16 protein-coding genes are annotated in these 20,476 nt (G+C 57.5%); 4 read left to right on the top strand and 12 right to left on the bottom strand.

Annotated elements, in window-relative coordinates; genetic code table 11:
* Nucleotides 1-17 precede the first annotated feature (17 nt).
* Nucleotides 18-1,379, top strand: a complete 1,362-nt coding sequence (locus AC0J1C_RS12030) for a DUF1329 domain-containing protein (protein WP_473044098.1) — start codon at nt 18-20, stop codon at nt 1,377-1,379.
* Nucleotides 1,380-1,601: 222 nt separating this feature from the next.
* On the top strand, nt 1,602-4,292 hold the full coding sequence (locus tag AC0J1C_RS12025) for a LuxR C-terminal-related transcriptional regulator (RefSeq protein WP_473044097.1): 2,691 nt from the start codon (nt 1,602-1,604) through the stop codon (nt 4,290-4,292).
* Nucleotides 4,293-4,300: 8 nt separating this feature from the next.
* Here AC0J1C_RS12025 and AC0J1C_RS12020 read toward each other — a convergent pair whose 3' ends face one another.
* From AC0J1C_RS12020 to pilB, 12 genes are all read right to left on the bottom strand, one after another.
* Complete coding sequence (locus AC0J1C_RS12020) at nt 4,301-5,203, bottom strand: acyltransferase (protein ID WP_473044095.1); 903 nt, start codon at nt 5,201-5,203, stop codon at nt 4,301-4,303.
* A 12-nt stretch (nt 5,204-5,215) separates the two neighbouring features.
* Nucleotides 5,216-6,151 carry a glucosaminidase domain-containing protein gene (locus AC0J1C_RS12015; protein WP_473044094.1) on the bottom strand — a complete coding sequence of 312 codons (936 nt, stop codon included), beginning with the start codon at nt 6,149-6,151 and terminating at the stop codon, nt 5,216-5,218.
* 87 nt (nt 6,152-6,238) lie between these two features.
* Nucleotides 6,239-8,425 carry a hypothetical protein gene (locus AC0J1C_RS12010; protein WP_473044093.1) on the bottom strand — a complete coding sequence of 729 codons (2,187 nt, stop codon included), beginning with the start codon at nt 8,423-8,425 and terminating at the stop codon, nt 6,239-6,241.
* Nucleotides 8,426-8,568: 143 nt separating this feature from the next.
* A complete protein-coding gene (locus AC0J1C_RS12005) occupies nt 8,569-9,126 on the bottom strand; it encodes a YfaZ family outer membrane protein (protein ID WP_091986609.1) in 558 nt (185 codons plus the stop codon).
* 120 nt (nt 9,127-9,246) lie between these two features.
* Complete coding sequence (yacG, locus tag AC0J1C_RS12000; RefSeq protein ID WP_091986606.1) at nt 9,247-9,435, bottom strand: DNA gyrase inhibitor YacG; 189 nt, start codon at nt 9,433-9,435, stop codon at nt 9,247-9,249.
* A gap of 52 nt (nt 9,436-9,487) precedes the next feature.
* On the bottom strand, nt 9,488-11,845 hold the full coding sequence (locus AC0J1C_RS11995; protein WP_473044092.1) for a response regulator: 2,358 nt from the start codon (nt 11,843-11,845) through the stop codon (nt 9,488-9,490).
* Between the two features lie 43 nt (nt 11,846-11,888).
* Nucleotides 11,889-12,632 (bottom strand): tRNA (N6-threonylcarbamoyladenosine(37)-N6)-methyltransferase TrmO, encoded by a 744-nt coding sequence (gene tsaA, locus AC0J1C_RS11990; RefSeq protein WP_473044091.1) that lies wholly within the window; start codon nt 12,630-12,632, stop codon nt 11,889-11,891.
* Nucleotides 12,632-13,726 (bottom strand): hypothetical protein, encoded by a 1,095-nt coding sequence (locus tag AC0J1C_RS11985; RefSeq protein ID WP_473044090.1) that lies wholly within the window; start codon nt 13,724-13,726, stop codon nt 12,632-12,634. The genes tsaA and AC0J1C_RS11985 overlap by 1 nt, the downstream gene beginning before the upstream one ends.
* Nucleotides 13,719-14,372 (bottom strand): dephospho-CoA kinase, encoded by a 654-nt coding sequence (gene coaE / locus AC0J1C_RS11980; protein ID WP_473044089.1) that lies wholly within the window; start codon nt 14,370-14,372, stop codon nt 13,719-13,721. Before coaE ends, AC0J1C_RS11985 begins: the two co-directional genes overlap by 8 nt.
* Nucleotides 14,373-15,248, bottom strand: a complete 876-nt coding sequence (locus AC0J1C_RS11975; protein ID WP_473044088.1) for a prepilin peptidase — start codon at nt 15,246-15,248, stop codon at nt 14,373-14,375.
* A gap of 76 nt (nt 15,249-15,324) precedes the next feature.
* On the bottom strand, nt 15,325-16,545 hold the full coding sequence (locus AC0J1C_RS11970; RefSeq protein ID WP_473044087.1) for a type II secretion system F family protein: 1,221 nt from the start codon (nt 16,543-16,545) through the stop codon (nt 15,325-15,327).
* A gap of 2 nt (nt 16,546-16,547) precedes the next feature.
* Nucleotides 16,548-18,263, bottom strand: a complete 1,716-nt coding sequence (gene pilB / locus AC0J1C_RS11965; RefSeq protein WP_473044086.1) for a type IV-A pilus assembly ATPase PilB — start codon at nt 18,261-18,263, stop codon at nt 16,548-16,550.
* Between the two features lie 391 nt (nt 18,264-18,654).
* Between pilB and AC0J1C_RS11960 the strand changes: the two genes are divergently transcribed.
* Complete coding sequence (locus AC0J1C_RS11960; RefSeq protein ID WP_473044085.1) at nt 18,655-19,113, top strand: pilin; 459 nt, start codon at nt 18,655-18,657, stop codon at nt 19,111-19,113.
* Between the two features lie 94 nt (nt 19,114-19,207).
* A protein-coding gene (locus AC0J1C_RS11955; RefSeq protein ID WP_473044084.1) for an IS3 family transposase occupies nt 19,208-20,457 on the top strand; the annotation gives its coding sequence in 2 pieces (ribosomal slippage) (nt 19,208-19,562 and nt 19,562-20,457; 1,251 coding nt in all).
* The last annotated feature ends 19 nt before the right edge of the window (nt 20,458-20,476 follow it).

The following is a 20,476-nucleotide window of genomic DNA, read 5'->3' as shown; positions in this document are numbered from 1 at the left end:
TTAACGAGGTAATTTAAATGAAACTGAACAAGAAACTACTGGCCACAGGCGTTCTGGCAGCAACCATGTTTGCTGGTCAGGCCTGGGGTGCGGTTTCTGCTGAAGAAGCGGCCAAGCTGGGTAATTCGCTGACCCCCATGGGGGCCGAGAAAGCCGGTAACGGCGGTGCGATTCCTGCTTGGACAGGCGGTCTGACCACACCTCCGGCGAATTACAAGGGCGACGGTGTCTATGTAAACCCGTACCCCAATGAAAAGCCGAAGTTCACAATCGATCAGAGTAACGTGGACCAGTACGCCGACAACCTGTCCCCGGGCCAGGTTGCCATGATCAAGCGTTACGATGACTACTTCATGCCGGTCTATGAGACGCACCGCTCGGCTGCGTATCCAGAGCCTGTCATGCAGCAGACCATGGAAAACGCCACCGAGGTGGAACTGATCAAGAACGGTAACGGCCTGGGCAATTACAAGTCTGCAACGCCGTTCCCAATTCCCCAGAACGGTCTGGAAGTCATCTGGAACCACATCACCCGTTATCGCGGTGGCTCTGTCATGCGTAACGTCGGGCAGGTAACGCCGACAGAAAGCGGTGACTTCTCAGTGGTTAAATTCCAGGACGAGCTGACCTGGAGAACCTACCTGGAAGACTTTGAGCCGGGCATGGACCCGAACGTGCTGTTCTACTTCAAGCAGGCGATCACCGCTCCGGCGCGTCTGGCCGGTAACGTGCTGCTGGTGCATGAGACCATTGACCAGGTTGCCGAGCCGCGTCGTGCCTGGGTATACAACGCGGGCCAGCGTCGCGTTCGCCGCGCACCCCAGGTTGCCTACGATGGCCCGGGTACCGCAGCCGACGGTATGCGTACCTCCGATAACTTTGACATGTTCAACGGTGCACCGGATCGTTACAACTGGGAGTTGATCGGCAAGAAGGAAATGTACATCCCGTACAACTCCTACAAGCTGGTTGATCCGAGCCTGACCTACGACCAGATCATCAAGGCTGGTCATATCAATCAGGACTTCACCCGCTACGAACTGCACCGTGTATGGCACGTACGTGCAACTCTGAAGGAAGGTGAGCGCCACATTTATGCGCAGCGTGACTTCTACATTGACGAAGACTCCTGGCAGGCCGCGGTCATCGACCACTACGACGGTCGTGGCGAACTCTGGCGGGTAGCGGAAGCTCACGCCATGCAGTTCTACGATCAGGTGGTTCCCTGGTACGCCATCGAAGTCCTGTACGATCTGCTGTCCGGTCGTTATCTGGCCCTGGGCCTGACCAACGAGGAAGAAGAGCCGTACACCTTCGGTGTTGAGCGTCGCTCACGGGATTACACCCCCGCCGCTCTGCGTCGGGCCGGTACCCGGTAAACCGGGCTGGATCGGACAAACGGCGGACCCTCGGGTCCGCCGTTTTTTTATCGCGCTATAAAATCCTTTCACGTCAAAATTTTGCAGCCCACCCCTCAATTGGTTTAACCTCTCACTCATACTAAAGGCGTACCCGATGTCGGTCGCCATATTGGAGTGCCTGTTAAGAACCACTTTTCCGACGGGGACAGGATGCCCGTTACGGATTGAAAGGGGCAGTGCGTGAAACCATTGAATGATGGCTGTGCAGCCAACGACGAGTTCCAGTCAGCAAACGGCGGTCTTCAGCGGGGTGAATTGGTCCGGGATCTATTGAGCCAGAGGGTTCAGGTTCCCCGTATTCCGTCCGATGCACTGAAACGCCCCAGGCTGGATCAGAAAATTGCCGACGCTCTGAGCTCCAGAGGTGTGCTTTTTCTGGAGGCCCCCTGTGGTTACGGCAAATCTCACAGCCTGGTCAGTGCGCTCGACGCCTCTCATGTGCCTGAGGAGCAGGTTCGCTGGATTTCCCTGAACGCCCAGGATAACGCCCCGTCGCGTTTTCTCACTCTACTTTCCATTGCCCTGAATTTGCCGGAAACCCTCGAGCAGGGCGTCCAGGGCGGCGCGAGCTTCTCGGACCTGCTCTCCCTGATGTTGATGGCCATGGCTCGCAGCGGCGGGCAACAGCCGAAGGTGCTGGTTCTGGATAATCTGCAGAACCTGAGCAATCCGGCGGTTGTGGATGTGCTCCAGCAACTGGTCTGCGATTGCCCCTCAGGCTGTTCCGTTGTCTTGATTTCTCGCAAAGCGCTGCCCTTCGAGACCCACAGCCTCGAGCTTGAAAACCGGTTTACGCGCATTGGTGTCGACGCCCTGGAATTTTCCCGCTCGGAAACCTTTGACTTCTTCCGATCAGCGACCGAGAGCAGTCAGATCACCAGCGTGGCGGTTGACAGCCTGTATGACAGGACAGAGGGCTGGGCCACACCATTGGCCCTGTATCGTCGTGAGGTTTTCCGTAATCTTGAGCGCAAGCCAATCCAGGAAACGCCCTGTGTTGAGCGGTTTCTCAAGGAATCGGTGCTTGGCCAGCTCACGCCTGGCCAGATCCGGGCCATGCGAGGCATAGCGGAACTCGAACTGTGTTCAGATGAGCTTTTCCTGGCACTGGCGCCCCTGTTGCCGGAGGTCGGCCTTTTGCCATCGCAGGCCCTGGAAAAGGGGTTGCCATTGAGGTCGATGCCCGGTCGCGGGCGCTGGTACCGGTTGAACCCGCTACTTCAGGAGTGGCTGCAATCACCCGCGATGGCGGGATACGCAGAGCGAATGCTGCAGGCCAGTCGATGGTTTGGTGCACGTGACCAGTTTCCCGAAGCGCTCAAGTACGCACTGCTCGCCGGTGACGCGGATGAGGTCATCCAGATTGCCTCAGAAGGGTCGGAGGCTTTGCTTCTGGGTCAGGATACCGCCTCTCTGCTCCGGCTTCGCAAGAGCCTGCCGGCGCAACTGCTCGAACGCAGTGTGCGCCTGAAGATTGTCTACAGCTGGGTGCACGCGATCGGCGGCCAGTTTCGGCAGGCCCGCGCACTCATTGAAGGTCTGTCGGCAGAGGATGCTGAGTCTCAGGCTACCCGAATCGCCGCGCTCCGGGCGTTTATCCTGCGGGGTGAGGGCAGCGTGGGCCCGGCACTGGCAATGGCAGACCGGGCGATGGCCGGGGGCGAGATGAGCCCCCAGGGCCAACTGGTGACCCAGATGGTGCGGTCAAGTGCGCTGTGCGCCCTCGGTCGCTTTCAGGAAGCCCGGGAAGCGAACCGGATAGCGTCAAAACTGGCTCGGGAAGCCGGAGATTCCGGTTCGGAGGCGCTGGCGGTGTATGCCCATGCCCGGATTGAACTTGGAAAGGGCGCACTCAAGCACGCCGAGCAATTGCTTCGCACGGGGCTGGACACCACGATGCAGGAGTTGGCACGTCCGGCCCGGATTGGTGAAACCCGGCTTCAGCTGAATCTTGCCCTGGTACTATGGCATCAGGGGCGGGAAGCGGAGGCGGATCGCCTTTTGGTAACCTGCGGTCGTCATGCGGAGCAGACCCGGGATCTGGGCCTGTTGCTGGCAATGACTATCCGGGTTCTGATGTGTCGTGCCCAGGGCCGGGTTGAGGACGCCTTTGTCTGGATTGGCCGGGCGGAGCGTACCATGCACGCCTGGCAGGTGGACGAATCCCTGTTCGTGCCGGTTCTTGAAGCGCTGAAGGCCAACTGCTGGCTGTCTCAGAATCAGATCGACAGCGCCGAGCAGGCGGTGCAGAAACTGGCGCCATATCGAGAAGCCGGCTGTGTTCCCGAACTGTTCCCCATGATGCCGGGGCTGCTGGATTGCCTTCAGGTGCGCGTTGATATGGCGAAGGGCGACCTGATTCGCGCCAGGAAGATCCTTCAGGGTATTCGCGATCGCTACGAGGGTGTTATTCCACGGGGCGTGGAGCTGCATATGCGCTTGCTGGAATCGGTCATCCTCCTGGATGAAAAGGGTACAACGGCTGCCCAGAAGGCACTGCAGGCTGCGGTGGCCGAAGCGGCCCGTGAGCACTTCATCAGTCCCTTCGTGGAATTGCGGAGCGAGCTGCAGGAGGTTATGGAGAAGACCTTTGGCCTGCTGCCCGAAGGGCCATTCAAGAGCGCGCTGGGCGGTCTTTTTGAACTGCAGGAAACGACCCTGGGCGCAGAGTCCCTGCCTGAACCCATCAGTGAGCGTGAGCAGGGCGTTCTGGAGCTGATCGCCAAGGGGCTCTCGAATCAGGAAATTGCCGATAAGCTGCACATTTCACTGCATACGGTGAAGACACACGCCCGGCGTATCAATGCCAAGCTGGAGGTGAAGTCCCGGACACAGGCCATCGTAAAAGCCCGGGAGCTCGGGCTCCTGTAGCGTTAGGATCAGACCGGCGATTCGGCCTTGAGTGCTTCTATCCGGTTATCTTTTTCTGCCCAGATCTGGCTTACCCAACGCTGGAACGCAACCCGCGTTTCCCGGTTGTTCTCGTAGTCCATACCCAGGAATTCGCCTGGTATCTCCCGTACCCGGATATCAATGATGATGCGCCGGATTCGTCCGCACAGATAATCCCAGAACCCCGCCTTGCCTTCCGGATATACGATGGTGACATCCAGCATGGTGTGAATCATCTCACCCATGGCGCCCAGCACAAACGCGGTGCCGCCGGCCCTGGGTTTCAGCAAGTTTCGGTAAGGGGAATTCTGGCGGTCGTGTTTCTCCTGGGTGAACCGCGTGCCTTCCATGAAATTGAAGATGGTTACGGGGGTATAACGAAACTTCTCGCAGGCCGCCTGAGTAGCCGCCACATCCTTGCCTTTCAGCTCAGGGCGCCTGGCGATTTGTTCTTTGGTGTGGCGATGCATGAAGGGAAAATCCAGTGCCCACCAGGCGATGCCCAGAAAGGGAACCCAGATCAGCTGTTTCTTCAGAAAGAACTTCAGCAGTGGGATGCGACTGTTGAGCACATACTGGATAGCGGGAATGTCGGCCCAGCTCTGGTGATTGCAGGTTACGAAATACCAGTGCTGGCGGCTGAGGTTGTCGGCGCCCCGAACATCCCAGGCTACCCGATGCAGCAGGTCCATGAGCAGGTTGTTAAAGCCGATCCAGACCCACGCAATGTTGTTGAGAATAACGGTGCAGGCCTTGCGCACGGACGTTAAGGGTAACGCCAGTTTCACGATCGCGAACACCATCAGAACAGGAAAGAGAATTAATGTGTTACACAGGATCAGCAGGGCCGCCAGGGTTCCCTTTAGCGGCGCGGGCAAAAAATCGAGCATCTGGGAGAATCTCTATCCTTCGTTAGGAGTGGCGCTCAGTGAAGACTGGCCGGGCAAGAGCTGGGTTTCCGCTTGTGTTGAGGCCAGTTGTTGCAGGCTGCCAGGCTTCAGGTTTCGGACCACGCTACGAAAATCATCGTCGTAGAACTCCAGGTTGTTGTAATGAATCATGGCCCGGATCTCTTCTACGTATTCTTCGCCTCTTTCGGAATAGCCAAGCAGGCCTTCCGCCAGTTCGATGCCCGACAGGGGTTCCTCATTTTTCCGATCCTTGAGTCGCACATCCCGCAACAGCTGATAGGTGGGATGGCGGTTGAGATTCTGGATGTAGGCGCGTACCGAGCGATAGGGTGAGGAGAATTTGGCCACCTCGTGGCTGGCGCCCTCTTCGCGGCCCCGGGGCACGAGGCCGCAGCCCTTGGAGAAGCACCACTGCCCGAACAGGTTGTTGCCCTGGGTGGCAAAGCGGGACGTGCCCCACGCGGATTCATTGGCGGCCTGGGCGAGGATCAGCGAAGGCGGAATGACATCCAGGCGTTTGTGCAGCAGGGCGAACTGTTCTTTGCTGCCCGGTTCCGCATCCACCCGGAGCCGCTCGGCCTGCTGGGCCAGCCAGTCGTATTCTTTTTCGGTCAGTTCGTCCTTGTTGGCGAGGCTATCCAGATAATCGCGTTCAATGAGAATACGGGAATTGGCCAGAACGATCCTCGGATACAGGAAGGAGAAAAACTCCGCTTTTTTCTGGGTAGTGTCCTGATACTGGGAAAAGTCTGGCAATGGCTCGTTGGCCCAGCCTGGCAGCGGGGGGAGTGATGCCAAAGCCGGCTCAGAGCCGGTGTTGTCGGATTGTCGTTGGGCAAGGCTGGCGTCCGGCACGTAAAAGCCGCCACCGATAGCGAACGCAATCAGGGGCACCAGAAGCACAAACGCCCGTTTACCTGCAGACATAAAACCTCTCGTTAAAGCCGATATAGCAATAATTATAACAGGTTATACGGGCGCGTCTGCGTCTTGGCTCAGGTCCGGCAATTCCCTCTACGGCAGCCGCGTTGCGAGGACCAGGCCGATCTGCTCCTCATCGCCGGCGGTGGTGCGGTATCTGAGGTAGAACTGGTCCTGGCTGGCCGTGTAGAACCCCTCCATCGTGAGAGGGCCAGACGTAAACCTGACCTGACCGCCACCCAACGTGCCATTGTAGGTCAGGCTGACATCGGATTGCTCCACGAGCTTCGGGGTTGTAACCGTTTGATTGGCAACATCATGTGTGCTGTTCAACGTAACCGATGAAAGCGTTGCCTGGGTGCCTGAGTCGATGCGCAGAAGGGCATTGTCGAAATGCCTCAGGCGGTTGGCGTCGGGTGCCAGACCCAATGCTACGCCCTGAAGGCGGAACTGTCCGGTGGTGGGCGCGCTGTTGCTGGTCTGCTCGCCGGCAATCAGCAGGCCGTCACCAAAGCCGCTGTCATCCAGATTGAACGCCAGCAGGCTGCCATCGGGCGTGCTGGCGCCAACCCCCAGGTCGGGCTGCTCCAGATCGCCGGAGGGGGTGCTGATGTCGAGGTTCAGTCGGCCAATATCGCGGTTGCCATTACTGAGCCGGGCCGTCCGACTGCTGAGTGTCCAGGGTTGGGTCCGGGTGCCGGTGTTGTCGCTGGTAACCGAGCCTGAGGAATCACGCTGTACGGTGGTGACCGCTTGCGCCTGGACCACGTTTCCGGAATCCGTTTGCCAGTCGATCTGCCAGGTGCCGAAGCCGCTCTCTACCGCCAGGGGCGTTGCATCTTCGCTGAATCGGGAGCTCAGATACACCACGTTGTAGTCTCGGTTGTCGAGGATGTCGGCGTTGAAACCATCCTCTCTGAGCAGGTTGATTTCGAGTACGGAAAGATAGTGATCTTCGAGCGTGCTCAGTCTCTCCAGGCGCTCGCCCACCGGTTCCAGTTCAATGGCCTTGCCTGCGGTGAAATAGCCGCTGATAACCCGGTCGGGGCCTGTGGTATTGTCGGGCGGCACGCTGGTGAAGGCGTCAAGATAGTAAGGGTTGCGGGTCCAGCCGATGATGGTGGAGCTACCCCTACCGGTAATGCTCTGGAACAGGGCCCGGCCAGCCAACAGGCGGGTATCGCTGAGCAGGGTTGCCGCACCCGGGGAGGAGGCGTGGGTGTTGCGCTCCCAGCGTTCGGAGCCCCTGAGGTAGAAATTGTTGCCCTGCTCGTGGATCAGGGCCTCGCGATCGTAGGGAATGTCGTTGGCCAGGGAGGTGACGTTAATGCCGAAGGCGTCGAAGCTGGTCAGAGTCAGAGCGGGGTAGACGTAACCGGTGCCGTTGGCGTCAGTAAGCACTTCCTCCTGTGCTGTCCGGATGCCCCATTGGCCAGACCCGCTGATCGAGGGTTCAAGGAACGTCTGGCCCAGTTCGATACCGAGGAATACCGAATTGTAATCGGCGGAGCTGGCGCTGATTTTCCCGGAGGAGTTTTCATCCAGAAGCGCGTAATCGGCCATGGCGCTGACGTAGCGTGCGAAATCGCCGCGTGCTTCCAGGAGGTCGAGGGCACCGGAGAGGCCCAGGTTAGAGGGGATCTCAATCTCGAAATCGTGGACCTGGTCGGCGAGCGTCGACCACACATACTTGTTCAGGCACAACTCGCCGCCGGCGTCATTCACGCAATCCAGAATGCCCTGAAACTCCGTGCTGGTGTAGCGGGCAAGTGTATTGCGTACCAGATATTCGGAGAACGGATTCACCTTGACATCGCGATCGGCGTCGGCCGCCAGCGCGCGCATCACGGTGTTGTCAAAACTTGCCTCGATCACCACATTCGGGCCGAGGGGCAGCCCGTTGGTGAACCCGATAACGGTAAAGCCCTGCTCGTCGGTGCGGGTTTCGATGGCCGGTTCGCCCAGGTTTTGCAAGGCGGTGTTGGTAAAGTAAACGCTCACCCTGTCGGGCTGAACGATCCTCAGGTTTCTCCGGGTTGGCGTGCCCTCGGATGTAACTCCGGCGGGCACCTCCATGGTGATCCTCACTTCATTGCGCGCCAGGCCACTGGTGTTGTTGGAGTCACCGGTGCTCCCGGAGCTGAAATCGTTGGCCGGGTTTTTACTGCTTCCGAAATCATTGGGCTCGTTCCGGGCACCCTCCACGGCGTCCTCGCCGCTGCCGCACCCGGCTGCCAATAGAAGTATGGAGGAGAGGAGTAATCCGAGAGAGAGTCGCATGCCTGAGCTGTCCGTGCAGGAAATACAGGTCGTCAGTCTAGCAGTGGTCAATCAGGGAAAGCGTGAGGAGAAGCACAAAGGATGGAGAGGGGGGGTTCCAGAAGAGCGGGCGCCCGGTTCGGGCGCCCGCGCAGGGCTGCGGGTCAGAAGAAGATCTTCATGCCAGCCATAACGCCCTCGTCGAGATTCACGTCGCGGTTGGTACCTTCAATCTCGGTGTTCAGGTAACGGTAGCCAGCGAACAGCTCGGCGTTGCGGATAACCCGATAGCTGCCGCGCAGCTCCAGGCTGGTCATATCATCGGAGTCGCCAAACGACAGGATGCTGGGCGCATAATGCAGGCCGCCGGTAAAGGACAGGCCCGGCACGCGGGGAATGTTCACGGTGGCGAAGCCACCAAGGCCAACAGCGCCGCCATCGGCCCGGTTCTGATCCCAGTAGATGCCGCGCATGCCGATCCCGGCGGTGGTAGGCAGGTTACCGATGGCCGTACGGCCCTGGGCATGGAAATCCGCGTTGAAGATGTCGCGCCCGCCCTCGTGGTAGGTGTAACCGGTACCCAGCTGCAGATCGTTGTTGCTGCCAAAGAAGTTTACCTGGCCTTTCACTGAGTCATTGGTAAGGCTCAGGTCGACATCACCCGCGAAAGCCGGAGCAGCCGCCAGTGAGAGAAGCATCAGGGAAATCCGGGTCGCTTTCATACGTACACCTTCTTGGTTATGGACAGATTGGCGGTATGTTAACGGGGCGTTTGGCACCACTCAACTTAAATGGCAGTAAGTCCGCGTTAACCTGAGCGTTCTTGATTGACCTTGGTGGGCTCAGTGTCGGGTGGTTTCACCGCCCTGGTCGAGATCCTCCGGCGATGCGTTTTCCGCGGGTACCCGGTATTCCTCGTTGGCCCAGGCGCCCAGGTCAATCAACTTGCAGCGCTCGGAACAGAAGGGGCGCCAGGGGTTGGAGTCGGTCCACTCCACGGATTTCTTGCAGGTCGGGCAGTCAACGTTCATGGCAGCCTTGGTCAGTTTAACGGAACAATGGAAATCGCTGGCTATCGGCGCCTCACTCGGAGGGTGTGGCCGATGCCTTGCAGTATTGTTCCAGCACTGCCCGCAGCATTTCAATATTGACAGGCTTGGCGACGAAGGAATCCATGCCGCAGCGGCGACAGCGCTCCTCGTCCTCTTCCATGGCACTGGCGGTCAGGGCGACCACCGGAGTGCGGGCCCGATTGTGGGTTTTCTCCCACTCGCGGAGCCGGCGGGTGGCTTCAAAGCCGTCCATGCGAGGCATCACGCAGTCCATGAACACCAGATCGAACGGGTGCCACTGCCAGAGACTGGCTGCAGCCTCGCCATCGTTGGCGGTCATCACGTCGCAGCCGAGTTTTTCCAGCAGGCGACGCGTGAGGGTTCGGTTGACCGGGTTGTCTTCCACCAACAACACCTTCATCCGACCGCACGGCAGTTCCCGGCGGCGGGCGGTGTCGGACACAGATTGCAGGGAGAACCGGGTGAGGAAACGCCGCTCTTCCCGGGCCGCATCGGCAAACAGCTGGTTCAGGATGGGTGTCAGGCAGGATTCCCGAAGCGATTTACTCAAAAACGCGTCGGCACCGGCCTGGCGGAAATGCTCGGCATCGCCCCGCTGGGGGTTGGAAGAGAGAATCAGCAGGCGCATGTCGGCCCAGAGCGGGTTGCTGCGAATCTGCCGGCAAAGCAGATCGCTGTCCATGTCCGGCACGAAGCCGTCGAGGATGATGGCGTCGAACGGTTGCTGGCCGTCAAAGGCTGTGCGTAGGGAGGTGAGCGCCTCTCCGGCGGACTTCACGGCTTCAATGTGCACCTCATGCCGGGACAGCATCTCCAGGGTGATCTTGCGCGACAGCTCGTAGGAATCCACCACCAGTATCCGGCGGTTTTTTACCATCCGGGTGTCTGGGCGTACCCGGGTTGCGCTCTCTGGAGCAACGGGCAGGGTGAGCTCCATCCAGAAGGTGGACCCTTCCCCGGGCCGGCTTTCCAGGTCCATGGAACCGTCCATCAGGTTTACCAGCTGCCTACAGATGGTCAGTCCCAGGCCTGCTCCAGGCAGCTGGCGCTGGAACTGTTGCCCCAGTTGCACGTAAGGCTCATACACCAGGGGAATATCCTCCGGATTGATGCCCACGCCGGTGTCCTCCACAGCCAGGCGTATACGTGCCTTGTCGTCTCTGCGTCTCAGCACTTCGATGCTGATCAGCACGTGACCGGAATCGGTAAACTTGATGGCGTTGGAGGTGAGGTTGAGCAGTATCTGGCGAATGCGCACCGGGTCGCCCTTCAGGGCCCAGGGCAGGTTCTCGTCAACACGCAGCTCCAGGGCCAGCCCCTTTTCCCGGGCACGAGCGCCCAGCATGTGCACCAGATCGTTGAGGGTTTCCCGCAGATCAAAGGGAATCTCGTCCAGTACCAGCTTGCCGGCTTCCATACTGGAGATGTCCAACAGGTCGTTGATGATGGCGGAGAGGCTTTCCGAGGCACTCAGCAACGTGTGTACGTATTCCCGCTGCTCCTGATCCAGAGGTGTGTCGGTCAGCAGATTGGCGTAACCGAGCACCGACTGCAGCGGAATGCGCAGCTCGTGGCTGACGTTGGCCAGGAACTGGTTCTTGGCGTGATTGGCGCGAACGGCCTCATCCCGTTCGCCCTGGGACTGAATGGTGGTCTGGCGCAAGGAGCGGGTGTCTTCAAGGATTTGCAGGCGCATCTTGTTGAGAGCCTGTTCCAGCTCGGAGAGCTCATCGGGTGTTCGTGGTGCCTTGCGCTTGAGCTTCAGCGGGTCGACCAGGGCGTCGAGATTCAGACGGGCGGCGTAATCGGCCATGGCCTCCAGGTGTCGTGACAAGGTCAGGCGAACGATGATCAGGAGCCCCAGTGTGCCCAGCATCACCACAATGGATTGGAACAGCAGGTTCAGCAGCGCCCGGTTGCGCAGATCTGAATAGATCTGGTCGACGGAGGAGGTGACTGTCAGAGTGCCGACTTCTTCCGGTGGTCGAACGTTGGAGCGGTCGAACACCAGCGGAAAGGTTTGGGAGATAACCCGGCCCTCGGGATAGGTGCCGGTGCTGAAGGCCTCGCCGGTGGAGGTGACCACGCGGGCGTACTGGATGGCCGGCACCGCTTTCATGTCGTCCAGGCTGTTGGCCACCTCGCTGAAATTCATCAGCCAGATATTGTTGCTCATGCTGCCAGACACCAGCTCGGCCGCCTTGGTCTGGGTGCTGAGCAGTTCATCTTTCCGGCGCTCGAAATCGCCAATCATCTGGACGCCGGTTGCCACCAGCGAAAGCACAACACTGAACAGGAGCACGTAGGCCAGTAACCGCGCCGCCAAGGGCCGTATTCCCAATCGTCTGAACAACCGTGTTGAAGGCAAGGCACATGTTCCCTGTGTCGGCTACAAACTGAACAGTAAGAGTCTAACAGACCGTTAGCACTTCGACACGCTTCTGTGACGGGCCATTCACGAACCGGAACCGCACGTTCAGATCGTACAGGTGGGCGCCGTAAATGCGCTCCTCATCTCGGCCCCGACGAAAGGACGGGCGTGGATCGTAGGCGACCACATCCTCGATCAGCGCCCTCAGTTCGGGGTAACGATCCGGCGGCAGCCCGGCGAGCTGCGTTTCGGCCTCTGGGAGGAAAACCACATCCAGTCTGTCGGTGGGGGGCGAATCGGCCCAGCCGAGCGTTGCCTCAGGTAGCGAATCGGCAAACGGCAGGTAGGGTTTGATATCAAGAATGGGCGTGCCCTCGATCAGATCGTGATCGCTGATGCGCAGAACCAGCTCATCGTTCTCTCGAACCAGACCCTCATTGCGAACCACCGACAGCCCCAGGCTGTTGGGGCGGAAGGGCGAACGACTGGCAAACACACCCATCTTGCGATTGCCTCCCAGGCGCGGGGGCCTGACCACGGGCCGCCACTCGGCTCGTACGGCTTCGTGAAACTGGAAGGTGAGCCACAGGTGGCTGGCTGTTTCGAGGCCCCGGAAGGCGTCCTCGCGATCAAACGGAGCCTGTATGACCAGGTCGGCCCGGGCATGGCGGGTAAGCCCGGGCTGACGCGGTACGCCAAACTTGTCACGAAAACAGGAGCGGGTAATTGCCACTGGCGTTAACGTAAGCGCCTCGGCGGCAGGCCTTGAGGGGTGTCTTGGCATCAGAAACGATCTTCCTCGATAACGCCGGAGAAAAACATCTCGACCCGGAAAATCAGTGACGCCCGATCCTTGAAACTGTCCTCCCTCGGGAACTCAAGGGCCGGAATCAGCTCTGCAAACAGCCAGTTGCTGTGCAGGCGGTAGCGGAAGGTGACGTCGCCGAAGGCGGAGGTTGTACGCCATCCCGGCTTGCTCTCGCCGAGCACGCCGATTCGGGGAGTTACAATCAGCCGGTTATTCATCTGTTTGCGCAGACTGAAAATCTGCGCCGCTACGAATTCCTTCTCCCGGTGAATCCATTCGAGCTCGGAGGATGAGCGGAAATACCAGCCATTCCAGGTTGGCCTTCCGGCTCCTATCCAGGTGCGCTCGCCCCAGCCGTCCTGATGGAAGTAGTACAACCGCTGCTGGGCGTTGATGATCCAGTTATCGTCCAGTCTCCATCGCTTCTCTGCGGTAGCGCGCCAGAAGGCATCCGGCGGGAGCCGCAGGCGTACACCCACATCGCTGGAAAAGTTAATGGCGTCGCCAATGCGGGTGAGATAGCGCAGGGCGCCGGTGGCTTCGGTATCGGACCGCTCGGGTTCGGTTAGCTGGCGGTCGCGCTGGCGCTCGCCAAGTGGAATGAGTTCGTCACTTTCACTCTCGATAACCAGTCGCAGTTTGCGTTCGGTTGTTGGGATGTCCAGCCGGAATCGGGCTTCGGGTTCGAACTGGGCCGGATCGCCGTACTCGGATTCGGTGGCAAAGCCCAGGCGCAAGTAGCTTTCGTTATTGGGCAGGCTTCGTTCGCTTCCGGAGAGGGTGCGGTCGGCCCACTGTCCCAGGGATTGTACCTTGGGGCTTTGAATGCGCTCCTGGCGCAAGACCCAGTTACTGAACTTCAGCCAGTAGGAATCCCGGGGCTCGGCCCAGTACTCATCCGGCTCAAAGGTAAAGAAACCGATGGGCAGGCGTGACGGGGACAGAATGTCTGCCACGGGCCGCTCCTGAACCTCGAAAACCGGCTCGGCGGCGTGCGAAACAGGGGGAAGTGCGAGAGCGAGGTACGCCAGCAGGCCTGCATGCCAGGCGCGAAAAGAACTGTCAGCCAAAGTCCACCATTAACCGTTCATGCAGGTCGCGAACCTGACGTTCGACCTCATCCATGGGCCGATCATTATCAATCACCGCATCCGCCCGCTCAAGCCGTTTTGCCCGGGGCATCTGGGCGGCAATGATCCGCTCCACCTGTTCCCGGCTGTTGGTGTCGCGGGCCATGGTGCGGGCGATCTGGGTTTCCTCGGGTACATCAATGACGATTATGCGGTCCACGAGTTCGTGCTGGTCGGTTTCGAGCAGCAGGGGAGAGACAAGCAGAACGTACGGGATGGAAGCCAGACTCCCCTCTCCCCTCGCGGGAGAGGGGCAGGGGCGGTCCGACGTATCGGAGAGGGGGCTCTGTAATTGCCTGATAAGCTCATCCCGAATGACCGGATGCAGCAAGCCCTCGAGCCACTTCCGCTCCTCCGGCTCTTTAAATACAACGCCCCGCAGCTGGGCCCGATCCAGTGCTCCGTCTGCGGTCAGGATGCCGCTCCCGAAATGCTCGGCAATCCGCGCGAGTGCAGGCGTACCCGGCTCTACCACCTCGCGGGCAACGTCATCCGCATCCACCCAGTGCACGCCGAGCTCCCCAAAGAGACGCGCCACCGTGGATTTGCCGGAACCAATACCCCCGGTGAGGCCTACAATTGCCACTCAGACCCCCAGATAACCGAACCAGAACGCCTGGATTTCCGGACCAAACCACAGGCAGAGCAAGCCCGCGGTCGCCAGATACGGACCAAAGGGAATCGGCACCTCACGCCCATGCTTCTTGAACACCATCAGGCTGATGCCAACAACCGCACCTACCACAGAGGACAGCAGAATCACCGCCGGCAGAAGCTGCCAGCCCAGCCAGGCGCCCAATGCCGCCAACAGCTTGAAATCACCGTGGCCCATGCCTTCCTTGCCGGTGACGATCTTGAATAGCCAGTACACCGACCAGAGCGATAGATAGCCGGCGACGGCGCCCCAGAAGGCACTGGTGAACTCAGTGAGCACGCCAAAGTAATTCAGCACCAATCCCAGCCACATCAGGGGCAGGGTGATGCTGTCTGGCAGCAACTGGGTATCAAAGTCGATCACCGTCAGCGCAATCAATGCCCAGACCAGCAGAAGCGCCCAGAGCGCGGCCTCGGTGGGGCCCAGTAATGAGACCGTGACAACCGAAAAGATCGCGGTTACTGCCTCGATGATCGGATAGCGGGGTGAGATGCGGGCCTTGCAGGAGGCGCATTTTCCGCCCAGAACCAGGTAGCTCACCACCGGAATATTCTCCCAGGCCCGGATGCCATGACCGCAGGAGGGGCAGGTGGAGGCGGGCTTTGACAGGGTAATGGTTTCTTCCTGCTTACGTTGCTTCTCCGGGATCTCCAGAAACTCCTCGCACTGACAGCGCCAGTCCCGGTGCATGATTTTTGGCAGGCGGAGGATGACGACGTTGAGGAAGCTGCCTATGCAGAGGGAGAACAGGATGACGGTCAGGTATAGGAGCCAGGGTGTGGAAAGGAAGGTATCAAGACTTAACATCAAGTTTCTCAGTTATCGGTAATTAAGCTCCCCTCTCCCCCGGCGGGAGAGGGGCTGGGGGAGAGGGGGGAAGGACTTACCCAACAACCTGTCCCATCTGGAAGATTGGCAGGTACATGGCGATGATCAAGCCACCCACCAAAACACCCAGGACCGCCATGATCATTGGCTCCATGAGTGCGGTGAGGTTATCGACCATGTCGTCTACGACGGCTTCGTAGTGCTCAGCCACTTTTGCCAGCATCTCATCAAGGTTACCGGATTCTTCCCCAATGGCAGTTAGCTGGACGGCCATAACAGGGAAAATGTCCTGCTGACGCATGGAGGATTGAAGCTGCGTACCACTAGATACATCGTTTTTAATGCGCTGGATGGCGTCGCGATAAACCGCGTTGCCGGTAGCACCTGCCACCGAGTCCAGAGCATCCACAAGGGGCACACCAGCGGCGAAGGTGGTGGAGAGGACTCGGCCGAATTTGGCCACTGCAGATTTGTCGAGAATCTCACCTACAACTGGAAGCTTCAGCACGTATTTGTCGACGAAGTCGGAGAACTTCTGCGAGCGGCGCTTTGATTCCTTGAACAGAAAGATTACCCCCACAATGCCGAGAAGCACCACAAACCACCAACTCTGGAGCCATTCCGATAGTTCGACCACCATTTGGGTGAACACCGGTAGTTCTGCGCCAAAGCCTTGAAAAAGGCTTTCGAATTGAGGTACGACTTTCACCAGAAGGATAGCAGTCACAATGATCGCCACAACTATTACGGCAATCGGGTAAGTCATTGCCTTCTTTACTTTTTTCTTGAGGTTTTCTGTTTTCTCAAGATAGGTCGCAATGCGATCGAGCATGGCCTCAAGTGCACCGGCCTTCTCTCCGGAATCGACAAGGTTGCAATAAAGATCATCGAAATGCCTTGGGTGCTTCCGCAGTGATCCGGCAAAACTAGTGCCCGAAGATATGTCGTTGCGAATTGACATCACCAATTCCTGAAGCCCCTTATTTTCAAGGCCGTCTGCAACAATATCGAAGCTTTGCACAAGCGGTACGCCAGCCTTCATCATCGTCGCCAACTGTCGAGTCAGCATGGCGATATCAAACGGCGTAATCTTCTTGCTGCCGCCGAACAAGGGTTTGGGCTTCTTCTTGACCTTGTCCGGAATAATTCCCTGCTTGCGCAGCTGCGCCTTCACCAGGGCAAGGTTGGAACCGGTCAACTCGCCCTTGGATTTGTTGCCCTTCCGGTCTTTTCCTTCCCAAACGTACGATTCCAGCTTCTGTGCTTTCTCTGCCATGCTTAATCCTTCGTCACGCGGTTGGCTTCCTCAAGGCTGGTTACGCCCTCAATTACCTTCAACAAGGCGGACTGGCGCAAATTGCGGAAACCTTCTGCCTGAGCCTGTTTTGCAATTTTGATAGAGCTGGCTTCTTCCATAATCATGTTTGCCAACTCGTCAGTAATCTTGACCACTTCGTATATACCGACGCGGCCTTTATATCCTCCATTGCATTTATCACAGCCCTTGGGGCGGTACAACGTGAAGCCTGTATCAATTTGTTCCTGTGTGAACCCTTCCGCCAAAAGGACATCGTGGGGGATGTCCGCGGCTTGTTTGCAGGAATTGCAGAGTCGCCGGCCCAAGCGTTGAGCAATAATGAGGCTTACTGACGTAGCGATGTTAAATGCAGGTACACCCATGTTCATCATCCGCGTGAGCGTTTCAGCCGCACTATTGGTGTGAAGCGTGGATAGAACAAGGTGACCGGTTTGCGCGGCTTTGATTGCGATATTCGCGGTTTCAAGATCGCGGATTTCACCGACCATGATGACATCCGGATCCTGACGCAGGAACGCTCGAAGCGCCTCAGCAAATCCTAGGCCGACTTTGGTGTTAACGTTGACCTGGTTGATACCCTCAAGGTTGATCTCTGCGGGGTCTTCCGCTGTGGAAATATTCCGTTCATTGGTATTGAGGATGTTGAGTCCGGTATACAGCGAGACGGTCTTACCGGAACCTGTCGGGCCGGTCACTAGTATCATGCCCTGTGGCTGCTCTAGCGCATCCAGGTAGAGTTGCTTTTGATCTTCCTCGTAACCTAGAACGTCGATGCCCAGTTTCGCTTGGCTGGGATCCAGAATCCTCAGAACAATTTTCTCACCCCAGAGTGTGGGCAGTGTATTCACCCGGAAATCGATGGCTTTGGTCTTGGACAGCTTCATCTTGATGCGGCCGTCCTGAGGTATGCGCCGCTCGGAAATATCGAGCTGAGCCATGATTTTGACTCGCGCGGAGATCTTCGGAGCGAGTTTGATTGAGGGGCGGGACACCTCTTTGAGAATTCCGTCAGTACGGTACCTTACGCGGTAAATCTTCTCATAAGGTTCAAAGTGAATGTCTGACGCGCCACCGCGGATTGCGTCCAGTAGCATCTTGTTTACGTATTTCACTATCGGAGCGTCGTCGACTTCGCTTGTTGCAACCGCTCCGTCGTCTTCTTGTTCGCCTCCTTCGGTTTCAACACCTTCAAGATCTGCGTCTTCAAGGTCACCCATGGAGGTGTCCTGGGTTTCGAGATACTTATCTATGGCTTCCCGGAGTTTGGCGTCGTCTACCAGAACAGCGTCTGTGCTCAGACCGGTGTTAAATTTGATCTCATCCAGCGCCTGGATGTTAGTTGGGTCTGATACCGCTATGAAAAGCCGATTACCCCGCTTAAATAGGGGCAGGGCGTTGTGCTTCCTGATGAGTTTTTCGTCTACAACCTTTTCGGGCATCATTTCGGGTAGTAACGCCGATAAATCTAGGACAGAGACTCCAAACTCCATGGCTGCAGAAAAAGCTAGCTTGGAGCTATTCGCCAAATCGTTTTGAGTTAGATAGGTAATCAGGGGTATGCGATTCTGAGAGGCCTGAAGGAAAGCATCTTTCGCCGCGGCTTCATCAATGAGTCCATCATCCACGAAACGCCTTGCCAGGCCAGTAAGTGTGATATTGCTTTTATTGGTAGACATAAAAAGGGTAAAGAACGCCGTCTAAGTGACTGAAACTGGTATTTTGTAGAATGCCTTGAGTTTAGATGGCCAGTAAACGTTTGGAAAGCTATTCCGCGCCTATACCCTCGGTTTGAAAATTTCTTCAACTGAATTCATCAGGAAAGTGACCAAAAGTGTCACCCACTGACGCCGAGGGACAGTCGGAGTCTGATAGATCTTATTTGAGATCTCGGTCACATATCTACCCAGATTACTGAAAATAAAGGACGTTTAAGTCAAGTTATGGTCGTAATGAATCTTGGCACAAGGGGTGCATTGCACTACGCAGGCTCAAAAAGTCGGTCGCGGGGCGCGACTCCACCTGACCCGGGCCAGTAAAGAAGATCAACGACAAACACAGAGGTCGATAATGAAAAATATGCAAATTAACCACGCCCAGAAGGGTTTCACTTTGATCGAACTGATGATCGTTGTTGCGATCATTGGTATTCTGGCTGCTATCGCTATTCCTCAGTATCAGGACTACACTGCTCGCACTCAGGTCAACCGTGCATACAGTGAGCTGTCTTCGCTGCGCACCGCTGTAGAAGAGAACCTGACCCGCGGTAACACCTCTTTCACGTGGGGAGATCTCGGCCACGTTCAGTCTAACTTGACCGACTCTATCACCAGCACGACTTCTCTGAGCTTCGCTGGTGGCGCGGGCAACCTGTCCGTTACTCTCGGTGGTAACGCTGGTGCTGGTATCCAGGACGCTGTTATTCAGCTGAGCCGTACTTCAGACGGCACCTGGACTTGCACCATTGATGGTTCTTCTGCCTCTGACTGGAAGGCCACTTACGTGCCAGCAGGCTGCACCAACTCTTAATATTAAGAATTGGAGCTAAAGGGCGCCCCGCAAGGGCGCCTTTTTTTTAGGCAATGACCCGTCCTGAAATACGTTGTCATCTGGAGATGCAGAGATGGACAACGTCACTCCCACCCGCAAGAAGCGCACGCAGCGTGATTACAACCTGGGCTTTAAATTAGCGGTTGTTGATCAGGTCGAAAAAGGCGAGCTCACCTATAAACAGGCCCAAAGGACCTACGGCATTCAAGGGCGCAGCACGGTTCTCACTTGGCTGCGCAAGCATGGTAGATTGGACTGGTCCCTGCCGAGGAACTCGCCCATGAACCGATCCCAGGAAACGCCCGAGCAGAAGATCAAGCGACTTGAAAAAGAGCTAGAAGATGAGCGTCTTCGCAATCTCCTGCTCAATGAGATGGTCGATATTATGGATCGGGAATACGGAGCCGGTCTGCGAAAAAAGTATTTATCCAAGGAGCGCGTACGCTGCAAGCAAAAGGCAAAGTAAGCCTGAGCAAAAGCTGCTCGCTCTTTGGAGTAACACGCCAGGCGGTTTATCAGCGTCTTCAGCGGCGGAGAAGGCGCCAAAGTGAGCTGGAGCCGGTTAAAGCGCTTGTGCAGCAGATTCGAAAACGATTGCCGCGACTGGGAACACGCAAGCTGTATTATCTGTTGCGCGAAGAATTTCAGGCCCTTGGCATCAAGCTGGGTCGAGATGGTTTGTTTGATTACCTGCGTCAGCACCAGTTACTGGTTCATCCGAAGAAAAACTATACGAAAACAACCGACAGCCGCCATTGGATGAGGAAGCATCCCAACCTGTTTGCAGGATGTGAGCTGCATCGTCCCGAGCAGGTCTTCGTGAGCGATATCACCTACGTCGAAACAGATGAGGGGGTGCATTATCTATCCCTGGTTACGGATGCCTTCTCACGCAAGATCATGGGCCATAACCTCAGTCACGAGATGAAAGCTTCCGATACCGTGGCCGCGCTGAACCAGGCCGTCCGTCATCGTATGACCGACCAACCCCTGATACATCATTCGGATCGAGGCATCCAATACTGCTCTTCTCTGTACCAAGGAGTGCTGCGGAAACATCAGATTCGGCCATCCATGACCGATGGGTATGATTGCTACCAGAATGCTCTTGCTGAGCGGATCAACGGCATCCTCAAGCAGGAGTTCCTGATCAATCGATGTCGAACCTTTGCCGAGTTGGGCGTACTGATCAAGGAGTCTGTTGATGCCTATAATACCTACAGGCCACACCTCAGCCTCGGCATGAAAACGCCACAAGAGGTACATGAAAAAGCCAGCACCCGAGGGGAGCTGGCTTCAACAAAAACCGTCAACGTATATTAGGACGGGTCACAAATGCTTT

The organism is Marinobacter sp. E2 (genome assembly GCF_055755345.1).
Note: the sequence above shows the minus strand (reverse complement) of the source record. Positions and strands in the feature narration are given on the sequence as shown.